Here is a 9973-nt window from a genome sequence, read left to right as displayed (position 1 = left end):
ATGTCACCCCAGGCTCCCGGCCGAGGCCTTCGCCTGCCCGGCGGCCGAGCGGACGGCGTTCAGGGCGGTCAGGTCGAACAGCCCCTTCAGTGAACCCTTGCTGCCGAGGCCAACCGCGGCGGCGTGCTCGACGAGTATCGGGAACGCGGCGGCGTCCGGGTCGGTGTCGAAGGCGACGTGCTCGAGCGCCCGCGCGATCACCGCGGTCGGGAGGGTCTTGCCGGTGTCGGCCTTGAGCTGCGCGTTGATGTCGTTCGCGGCCTTCGCCCGGTTCTTCAGGGCGGCGACCGCGTCGGCGTTGCCCTGCACGAGGGCCTTCACCGTCTGCGGGTGCGCCTTCAGGAACGAGGCGGAGACGGCGAGCACGGTGGTCGGAAACGTCCCGCCCGGCCACAGCGACGCCTCGTCGACGAGCACCTTCGCGTTGCCGTCGAGCACGAACCGGGACACCCACGGCTCCGGCACCCAGGCGCCGTCGATCTTTCCCGCCTCGAACGCGGTCAGCGCCTGGGCGTTGTCGGTCGGGGCGATCGTGAGGTCTCCCCCTCCGGTGGTCGAGGTGTGCAGGCCCTTCGTGCTCAGCCAGTGGCGGAGCGCGACGTCCTGCGTGTTGCCCAGCTGCGGGGTGGCGATGGTCTTGCCCTTCAGCTGGTCGGGCGACGTGATGTCGCTCTTCACGACCAGTGCCGCGCCGCCGATGGCGACGCCGGAGACGATCTTCAGCGACTGGCCGGCGCTCTTCAGGTAGGAGTTGATCGCGGGGCTCGGGCCGATGTAGGCGGCGTCGATCGCGCCGGCGCTGAGCGCCTCGACCTCCGCGGGGCCGGCGTTGAACTGGGTGGTCTTCAGCGCGGTCTTCCCGAGCGCCTTCTGGAGCAGCCCGTCATGGATGCCGACGAGTGCGGGCGCGTGGGTCACGTTGTCGAAGTAGCCGACGCGGATGGTCTTCGCCGGGGTGGGATCGGCGCTGGCGGCGGAGGCCGCGCAGCCGGTCAGCGTGGCGGTGGCCGCGGCGAGCGCGAGGACGGCGACGGTGCGGAGCGGGGTGCGCATGCGGGGTCCTTTCAGGAGACGATGCCGGCGGCGAGGGTCGCGCCGGACTGCGGGTCGATGAGCAGGAAGGCGCCGGTCTCCCGGTTGGCCGCGTAGGGCTCGACCGGCAGCGCCTCGGCGAGCTGGAGGGCGACGTGGCCGATGTCGTTGACCTCCAGAGCCCCGGCGGGGACGACCTGCAGCGTGGTCAGGTCGCGGCGCCCCTCGATCGCGGTGAGCCGCGCCTGGACGGTCGCGGTCCCCCACTTCAGCAGCAGCCGCGCGCCGGTGACGCCACGGGCCGGGTCCAGCCAGAACACCTCGGCGGTGATCGCCGACCGCGGCTCCGGGAGGGTGCCCGCCGCACCGAGGAGGGCGCCGCGGGCGAGGTCGAGGTCGTCGGCCAGACTGACGGCGACGGACTGCGAGGCGACCGCGGACTCCACGCTGCGGCCGGCGACGTCGATCCGGGTCACGACCGAGGTCGCCCCGCCGGGGTGGACGCTGACCCTGTCGCCGACGCGGACGGAGCCGGAGGCGATGCGGCCGGCGGCCGACCGGTAGTCGCGGTACGCGGTCGCGTCCAGCCCGGATGCGAGTGCGCCTTGCGGTCGCAGCACGAGCTGGACCGGGAGGCGGAGGTCCTCGGTGGCGGCCTCGGTCTGGTCGGCGCTCGGCAGCGCCTCCAGCAGTTCGAGCAGCGCCGGACCGTCGTACCAGGGCGTGCGGGCCGACCGCTCGGCGACGTTGTCCCCGGCGACGGCGCACACCGGCACGACGTGGAGGTCGCGGATGCCGAGCTCCTCGGTCACCGCGACCAGTTCCTCCGTCACCTGCCGGACCAGCTCCGCGTCGAACCCGATCAGGTCGATCTTGTTGATCGCCACGATCACATGCGGCACGCGCAGCAGGCTGATGACCGCGAGGTGGCGGCGGGTCTGCTCGAGCACGCCGTTGCGCGCGTCGACCAGCAGCACGACTGCGTCGGCGGTGGTGGCGCCGGTGACCATGTTGCGGGTGTACTGCACATGCCCCGGGCAGTCGGCGAGGATGAACGAGCGCGCGTCGGTGGCGAAGTACCGGTAGGCGACGTCGATGGTGATGCCCTGCTCGCGTTCGGCGCGGAGCCCGTCGGTGAGGAGCGCCAGGTCGAGCCCACCGGCCTCCCCGCCGAAGCCCCGCTCCCGGGAGGTGCGCTCGACCGCGGCGAGGTGGTCGGCGAGGATCGCCTTGGAGTCGTGCAGCAGCCGGCCGACCAGCGTCGACTTGCCGTCGTCCACCGAGCCCGCCGTCGCGAAGCGGAACAGCGTCCCGCGGGTCGCGGCCGCCGCCGGTCGCGTGGTGTCCGGTCGCGTGGTGTCGTCGAGTTGCAGCGTCATCAGAAGTATCCCTGTCGTTTCCGGTCTTCCATCGCGGCCTCGGAGATGCGATCGTCGGCGCGCGTGGCGCCGCGCTCGCTGAGCGTGGAGGCAGCGACCTCCCGCACCACAGCGGTCACGTCGCGGGCGTCGGACTCGACCGCGCCCGTGCAGCTCATGTCGCCGACCGTGCGGTAGCGCACCAGCCGCCGCTCGACCGTCTCGCCGCGGTCGGCGGGCGAGACCGGGCCGACCGCCCGCCACATCCCGTCGCGGGCGAACACCGCGCGCTCGTGCGCGTAGTACAGCGGCGGCAGCTCGATGCCCTCGCGCTCGATGTAGCGCCAGATGTCGAGCTCCGTCCAGTTGCTGATCGGGAACGCCCGCACATGCTGGCCGGGCGTGTGGCGGCCGTTGTAGAGGCTCCACAGCTCCGGGCGCTGGTTGCGCGGGTCCCACTGGCCGAAGCCGTCGCGCAGCGAGAGGATGCGCTCCTTCGCCCGCGCCTTGTCCTCGTCGCGGCGCGCGCCGCCGAAGACCGCGTCGTGCCGTCCGGCCTCGATCGCGTCCAGCAGCGGCAGGGTCTGCAACGGGTTGCGGGTGCCGTCGGCGCGCTCGGTCAGCCGGCCGTCGTCGATGTAGTCCTGCACCCGGGCCACGGCCAGCGGAATCCCGAACCGCTCGGCGGTCGCGTCGCGGAAGTCGAGGACCTCCGGGAAGTTGTGCCCGGTGTCCACATGCAGCAGCGAGAACGGGATGCGCGCCGGCCAGAACGCCTTCGCCGCCAGGTGGAGGACGACCACGGAGTCCTTGCCGCCGGAGAACAGCAGCACCGGCCGCTCGAACTCGGCCACGACCTCCCGGATGATGTGGATGGACTCGCTCTCGAGCTGGTCGATCAGGTCGAGGGCGGGCACGGCGGCCGAGGTCGTGTCGGTGTGGCTGGTGTCGGTCATTGGTGCAACCCGCATTCCGTCTTGGCAAGCCCGGCCCACCGGCCCGAGCGCGGGTCCTCCCCCTCGGCCACCGGCTTGGTGCACGGTTCGCAGCCGATCGAGGGATACCCGTTGGACAGCAGCAGGTTCAGCGGCACGGCGTTCGCGGTGGCGTAGTCGAGCAGCTCGTCGAACGTCCACGCCGCCAGCGGGTTGACCTTCACCAGCCCGTTCTTCTCGTCCCAGCTGATGAACGGCGTCGCCGAGCGCGTCGGCGCCTCCTCGCGGCGGACCCCGGTGAACCAGAGCTCGTAGCCGGTCAGCGTGCGCTGCAACGGCTCGACCTTGCGCCGGGCGCAGCAGAGGTTGGGGTCACGGGCGAACAGCTCGGCGCCGAACTCGGCGTCCTGCTCGGCCACGGTCTGCTTCGGCTTCACGTCCACCACCCGCACGTCCAGCGCCCGGGCGACCTCGTCGCGGGTCACGTAGGTCTCCACGAAGTGGTAGCCGGTGTCCAGAAACAGCACGTCCACACCCGGCAGCGCGGCGGCGACGACGTGCGGGAGGACGGCGTCGGCCATCGAGCAGGCCACAGCCGTGCGCTCCACGGCGAAGTTGTCGGCCACCCAGCGGACGATCTGCTCCGCGGTCGCGTCCTCCAGCTCGCGCGCGCCGCGCTCGGCGAGCGCCTTGAGTTCGGAGACCGGCCGCAGCTCGGCGGGTCGCACGGGCAGGCTGCCCAGGTTGGTCGCGGTCACTGCAGCGCCTCCTCGTCAGCTCGGTGCGCCCACTCGGCGAACGTCTCGGCGCCGGTGCGGTCCGCCAGGTAGCGGGTGACGACGCGCTCGACGTAGTCCGCGATCCCGTCCGCGGTGACCTTCAGGCCGCGCACGGTGCGGCCGAGCCCGGCCTCGTCCCGGTCGCGGGAAGCGAGGCCGCCGCCCAGGTGCACCTGGAAGCCGGGCACCTGGCCGCCGTTCCCGTCCGGGAGCAGCTGACCCTTCAGACCGATGTCGGCCGTCTGGATGCGCGCGCAGGAGTTCGGACAGCCGTTGACGTGCAGGCTGAGCGGCGTCGGGAGGTCGAGCCCCGCCAGCCGCTCCTCGAGCTGCTGCACCGCGGCGATCGCAGTGAGCTTGGTCTCCACGATCGCGAGCTTGCAGAACTCGATGCCCGTGCAGGCGATCGTGCCGCGGCGGAACACGCTCGGCTTGGCGCTCAGCCCGATGTCGTCGAGTTCGGCGACGACCTGCTCGACGTCCGCCTCGGGGATGTCCAGCGCGAGGATCTTCTGGTGCGGGGTCGTCCGCAGCCGGGTCGAGCCGTGCCGCTCCAGGAGGTCGGCGAGCTGCGCGAGCGTCGTGCCGGAGACCCGGCCGACGAACGGGGTGACACCGATGAAGTAGCGGCCGTCCTTCTGCTTGTGGACCCCGACGTGGTCGCCGGTCGTCGTGGGCGCCGCAGGTGCGGGGCCGTCGGCCAGCGGCTCATCCAGGTATTCGTCCTCCAGCACCTGCCGGAACTTCTCGACCCCCCAGTCGGCGAGCAGGAACTTCAGCCGTGCCTTGTTGCGGAGCCGACGGTAGCCGTAGTCGCGGAAGATCTGCACGACCCCGTGCCACACCTCCGGCACCCGCTCGGCCGGCACGAACGCGCCCAGCCGCTCGGCGAGCCGCGGAGTCGTGGACAGCCCGCCGCCGACCCACAGGTCGAAGCCGACGCCCAGCTCGGGATGCTCGACCACGACGAACGACACGTCGTTGATCTCGTGGACGACGTCCTGGCTCGGGTGCCCGCTGATCGCGGTCTTGAACTTGCGCGGGAGGTTGGCGAGCTCCGGGTCGCCGAGGAACCGGTCCGCGATCTCCTGGATCAGCGGCGTCGGGTCGATCAGCTCGTCCGCCGCGATCCCCGCGACCGGTGAGCCGAGGAACACGCGCGGCACGTCGCCGCACGCCTCCGTCGTGCTGAGGCCCACGGCCTCCAGCCGCCGCCAGATCTCCGGCACGTCCTCCACCCGGATCCAGTGCAGCTGGATGTTCTGACGGTCGGTCAGGTCGGCGGTGTCGCGGCCGAACTCGGTCGAGATGCCCGCGATCGTCCGAAGCTGCTCGGTGGTCAGCTGGCCGCCGTCGATGCGGACCCGCAGCATGAAGAACTCGTCCTCCAGCTCGTGCGGCTCCAGCGTCGCGGTCTTGCCGCCGTCGATGCCGGGCTTGCGCTGCGTGTAGAGGCCCCACCAGCGGAAGCGGCCGTGCAGGTCGGTCGGGTCGATGGAGGCGAACCCGCCATCGGCGTAGACGCGCTCGATGCGCTCACGGACGGCGAGGCCGCCGTCCTCCTGCTTCCAGGCCTCGTTCGCGTTCAGCGGCGCCTGCCCGTCGACCGCCCACTGACCGTTCGGCCGGGCGTCGGTGCGGCGCGGCCGAGCAGCCGCCGGAGCGGTGTGCTGTTCGGAGATCGTCACGCGGTTCGTCCTTCCCTCCGCTGCGGGGCGGATCGAGTACGGAACCTAGGCCGGATGCGAAGCGCGACGGAAGGGCGACGGTAATAAACAGACGCAATACAGAAAGGCTGTACGGCCGTTCAGGCATCCTGGGTCGACCATCTGCACGCCTTCGACCGACCGTGTCCACGACCCTCCCCGAGAGCCCATGATCGCCATCCTCACCGTCTCGCACGGCACCTCCGACCCGCTGGGCCAGCAGGCCATCGGGGCCTACGCCGAGGCGACCCACGCCGCTGTGGACGCGGACGTCGCCGCCCACGCGTTCGTCGACGTCCAGCAGCCGGACGTGCCGACCGCGCTCGCGGCGCTCCCGGCCGATGCGACGATCGTCGTCGTGCCGCTGCTGCTCTCCCGCGGCTACCACCTCGGCCACGACCTCCCCCTCGCCGCGGCGCCGTTCGGCGAGCGTGTGATCGTCGCCGACGCGCTCGGCCCCGACCACCGGATCGCGCAGGTGCTCCGCCGCCGGCTCCGGGAGGCCGGCGCCGAGCCGGAGGATCGGCTGGTCCTCGCGGCCGCCGGCTCCAGCGACCGCGCCGGCGTCGAGGACGCCCTCCGTACCGGACTGCTGCTGGAGGCCGCAACGCAGCATCCCGTCACCGTCGGCTTCCTCAGTGCCGCCGCTCCGCGACTCGACGACGCGATCGTTCGGAACCTCGCGAACGACGGCTCCCGCGTCGCGGTGGCCAGCTACCTGCTCGCTCCCGGCTACTTCCACGACCGGACCCGCGCCTGCGCGGCCGACATCGTCACCGCGCCCTTGCTGACCACGGATACGCCTCCCGCCCCCGAGCTGATCGCCGTTGCACGCGACCGTTACTCGACCGCGTTGTCGGCGTTCGCCCGCTGATCGTCCGCCGCACCGCGCGGGCCGCGCACGAGCGCCAGCGACGAGGCCACCACGCCGTACGCCGCCCCGATCAGGAGCAGCACGGCCGTCACGGTCACCCCGGCGCCGGCCTGCGGCTGGGGCAACACCAGGCTCACGACGGCCACGGCGCCGAGCAGGACGCTCACGACCCCGAGGAAGACGAGCGCACGCCGGCGCTCCCTCACACTCTCGGACATCCGGACCCCGTCTCCTCGCCTGCAGCCGGCTGCGTGCGGAAAGACCAGCCGATCCGGGGAAGGATAGGCGGCGTGCAGAGCGCGTGGGTAGCCACCGTTACGGAGTGTGAACGCCTAGGCGTCCGCCTCGTCCGCTCAGAGCAAACGTGGCGGAGGGCGTGGGATTCGAACCCACGAGACATTTCTGCCCACCAGTTTTCAAGACTGGCTCCATCGGCCGCTCGGACAGCCCTCCCGGCGCCGGCGTGCCGGCGTCGTTGAAGTCTACAGGGCGACACTTTCGGCCCGAATGTCGCTTATCGCCGCGTGAAACGCGACATTCGGCACGAATCTGGGTCGGTCAGCGCGGGCGTCGGCCCGTGATGAACACGTTCGCCGCGCCCGCGGCCAGCACGATCAGGGCCGACGCGACCGGGGCGAACATCGCCGCGTGCGTGCCGGCGCTCTGGGCCAGCGCCCCCACGACCGCCGACGACGCCGACTGGCCGACGATCACGGCCGAGCCGAGGATCGTCATCACCGTCGCCGAACGGCCGACCGGGCTGCGTTCGGCGCCGAAGCTGTACTGCGTCACGAGCGTGGGGCCGACGCCGAAGCCGGCGACGAGGAGCACCAGGACCATCCCGGGGACCGTGGTCGCGAACGGGAGGGCGGCCGTCGACAGCGCCAGGATGCCGGCGAACGTCAGCCAGCGCCAGCGCAGCGCGAACCGGAGCGGGAACCAGGCCACGCCGAGCGCGAGCGCGGCCGAGCCGACGCCCATCACCCCGTAGACCAGGCCGGCCTGCTCCGGGTGGCCGAAGTCCGACAGGAACGACGTCAGCGCCGTGAGCATCGAGCCGAAGAACAGGCCCATCCCGAGCACGCCGACCGTGACCGCGATCAGGCCGGGACGGAACAGCTCGCGCACCGGCGCCTGCCGCACCGGGAGGCCGTCCGCCTCGGTCGGGCGGGCGGAGCCGGTGCGGTGCAGGGCGAACGCGGTCACGAAGAGCGCGGTGAGCACGGCGGCGCCGATGATCGGGGCGGCCGGGTTCAGCGTGGTGGCCAGGAGGCCGACGATGAACGGGCCGAAGACGAACACGACCTCGTCCGCGGCGGACTCGTACGCCATCGTCCCGTTGAGGACGGCGGCGTGCCGGTCGCCGGGGAGGCGGCTCGCGATGATGCCGACCAGGCGGCTGCGCGACATCGGCGACACCTGCGGGGCGGTCGCGCCGATCAGGAACGCGACCAGCAGCACGAGCCCGTCGGGCGCCGGGCTGAAGACCACCCACGCCATCGCCACCAGCACGACGCTGTTCGCGATGCCGGCGGCGAGCACCACGCCGCGCTGGCCGATCCGGTCGGCGGCGGCGCCGATCAGCGGGCCGAAGATCGCGGTGCCGAGGCCGACCATCGCGGAGGTCAGGCCGCCGAGCGACAGCTCGCCGCGCGCCGAGACGACGAGCGTCAGCACGCCGACGACCATCATCGCGTACGGGAGTCGCGCCAGCAGCGCGACCGGGAAGTAGGAGAACCCCGCGGCGCGGACCAGCGTGGCCGGACGCTCCGGCTCGTGGGTCACGCCCTCGCGGGTCGTGTCGGATCGTGTCATGCCAGGCCTTCTGTCTTCACCGCGGCGGACCGCGGGCTTCAAGTGCCGCCTTGGTCCGCCGGACGAGCCGGCGCGAGGTAGTTACACGATGGAACTGTGAGCGGAGGGACGACCTCCACTGCATTCAAGTGTGCACCACAGCGGTTCATTCCCGCCAGGCACACCGAGCAGGTCAGTCCTGGAACGGCTTCGAGCAGGTGACCTGCGCGGCCGTCTGCCCGTGGACGTCGGACGGGAGCTGCACGGACGAGCCGTCGCCCGGGGCCGGGCTCGAGGTGTCCGTCGGAGCCGGGGCCGCGGGAGCCTGGGTGGCCGGGGCGGCGGGCGCGGCCGGGGCCTGCGTCGCCGCGCCGGGCGCCGCCTCCGAGCCGACGCCGGTGTCACCGGTCAGGGTGACGGGCTTGTCGTCCTGCAGCGCCGTCATCAGGGTGTCCGCGGCGTCCTTGGTCGGGGCCACACCGTCGCCCTGGTAGTGGTTCGGGTACTGCACGAAGACGACCTTCGGGACGTCGACGTTTTTGAGCGCCATCGCCATCGAGGCGATGGTCGTCGGGCTGTTGAGGCTCTCCGACAGCGAGATGTTGCTCGTCGCAGCCTTGGCCAGGGCGTACACCTTCACCGGGTTCGCGAGCGTGTCGGCGCTCTTGATGGTGCGGACCAGCGACGACAGGAACACCTGCTGGTTGCTGATCCGGCCGAGGTCCGAGCCGTCGCCGACGCCGTGCCGGGTGCGGAGGAATGCCAGCGCCGGGGCGCCCTGGAGGGTGTTCTCGCCGGCCTTCACGTCGAGTCCGGTGTACGGGTCCTTGATGTCGCCCGCGACGCAGACATTCACGCCGCCGACCGCGTTCGACATCTCGATCACGCCGTCGAACTGGATCACGCCCGCGTACGGGATGTCGAGCCCGGTCAGCTTCTCGACCGTGAGCACCGTGCAGGCCAGTCCGCCGTAGCTGAGCGTGTTGTTGATCTTCTGACTGCTCATCGCGTCGAAGCTGCCGCCCTTGCCGTCCGGGCACGACGGGATCGGCACGTACATGTCTCGAGGGAAGCTGACGACGGTGGCGTTCTTGTGGTCGGCCGACACATGCAGCAGCATCGTCACGTCGTTGAGGTTCTCGCCGCGGTCGCCGTAGCCCTTGTTGCCGCCGCCGGAGTCGGAGCCCGCGAGGAGGACGTTGAACGCGCCGTCCATCGCGCCGATGCCGGGCGTGACGACCTTGCCCTTCGCATCCACGAGCTTGACCGCCGGCTTCAGGCTGGAGGCCACGTCGTACGTCGCGTAGGCCGCGACGCCTGCCGTGCTGATACCGACGACGGCGAGCAGGCCGACGAGCAGGGCTGCGACGGTCTTGAACGGGTGATGCCGCTTGAGGCGTCCGTGCCGTGCCACCGAAGGGCCGGCCGACTTCTCCTGCGCTCGCGCCTGGGCGCGGGTGGGCGTCTCGTTCATTCACTCCCTCTTGTCGGACGT

The 9973-nt window shown here is 71.8% G+C and carries 9 protein-coding genes and 1 tRNA gene; 1 reads left to right on the top strand and 9 read right to left on the bottom strand.

The window, feature by feature from the left end; genetic code table 11:
• Window positions 1-3 precede the first annotated feature (3 nt).
• The 5 genes from ACFRFH_RS07060 to ACFRFH_RS07040 are packed head-to-tail and all read right to left on the bottom strand — an operon-like array spanning window position 4 to window position 5792.
• Window positions 4-1053: an ABC transporter substrate-binding protein gene (locus ACFRFH_RS07060; protein WP_382462272.1), complete on the bottom strand. Its 1050-nt coding sequence runs from the start codon at window positions 1051-1053 to the stop codon at window positions 4-6.
• 11 nt (window positions 1054-1064) lie between these two features.
• The gene (locus ACFRFH_RS07055) at window positions 1065-2411 is read right to left on the bottom strand and encodes a sulfate adenylyltransferase subunit 1 (protein ID WP_382462271.1); all 1347 of its coding nucleotides are present in this window, start codon (window positions 2409-2411) and stop codon (window positions 1065-1067) included.
• Entirely contained in the window at window positions 2411-3346 is a 936-nt protein-coding gene (gene cysD / locus ACFRFH_RS07050) for a sulfate adenylyltransferase subunit CysD (protein ID WP_382462270.1), read from the bottom strand. The genes ACFRFH_RS07055 and cysD overlap by 1 nt, the downstream gene beginning before the upstream one ends.
• Entirely contained in the window at window positions 3343-4083 is a 741-nt protein-coding gene (locus ACFRFH_RS07045) for a phosphoadenylyl-sulfate reductase (RefSeq protein ID WP_382462269.1), read from the bottom strand. The genes cysD and ACFRFH_RS07045 overlap by 4 nt, the downstream gene beginning before the upstream one ends.
• On the bottom strand, window positions 4080-5792 hold the full coding sequence (locus ACFRFH_RS07040; protein WP_382462268.1) for a nitrite/sulfite reductase: 1713 nt from the start codon (window positions 5790-5792) through the stop codon (window positions 4080-4082). The genes ACFRFH_RS07045 and ACFRFH_RS07040 overlap by 4 nt, the downstream gene beginning before the upstream one ends.
• 187 nt (window positions 5793-5979) lie before the next feature.
• On the opposite strand from ACFRFH_RS07040, the gene ACFRFH_RS07035 reads away from it, so the two are divergent.
• On the top strand, window positions 5980-6684 hold the full coding sequence (locus ACFRFH_RS07035; protein WP_382462267.1) for a sirohydrochlorin chelatase: 705 nt from the start codon (window positions 5980-5982) through the stop codon (window positions 6682-6684).
• On the opposite strand, the gene ACFRFH_RS07030 is transcribed toward ACFRFH_RS07035, so the two are convergent.
• The 4 genes from ACFRFH_RS07030 to ACFRFH_RS07015 form a co-directional block, all read right to left on the bottom strand.
• Window positions 6651-6902, bottom strand: coding sequence for a hypothetical protein (locus ACFRFH_RS07030; protein ID WP_382462266.1), 252 nt, complete (start codon window positions 6900-6902; stop codon window positions 6651-6653). The two genes, ACFRFH_RS07035 and ACFRFH_RS07030, sit on opposite strands and share 34 nt — an antisense overlap.
• A gap of 147 nt (window positions 6903-7049) precedes the next feature.
• Window positions 7050-7137: transfer RNA gene (locus ACFRFH_RS07025), tRNA-Ser, on the bottom strand.
• Between the two features lie 105 nt (window positions 7138-7242).
• Window positions 7243-8499: an MFS transporter gene (locus ACFRFH_RS07020; RefSeq protein ID WP_382462265.1), complete on the bottom strand. Its 1257-nt coding sequence runs from the start codon at window positions 8497-8499 to the stop codon at window positions 7243-7245.
• Window positions 8500-8671: 172 nt separating this feature from the next.
• Window positions 8672-9952: an LCP family protein gene (locus ACFRFH_RS07015; RefSeq protein WP_382462264.1), complete on the bottom strand. Its 1281-nt coding sequence runs from the start codon at window positions 9950-9952 to the stop codon at window positions 8672-8674.
• Window positions 9953-9973 lie beyond the last annotated feature (21 nt).

The sequence above is a fragment of the Leifsonia sp. NPDC056824 genome, assembly GCF_042789575.1.
Taxonomy (GTDB): Bacteria; Actinomycetota; Actinomycetes; order Actinomycetales; family Microbacteriaceae; genus Leifsonia.
Note: the sequence above shows the minus strand (reverse complement) of the source record. Positions and strands in the feature narration are given on the sequence as shown.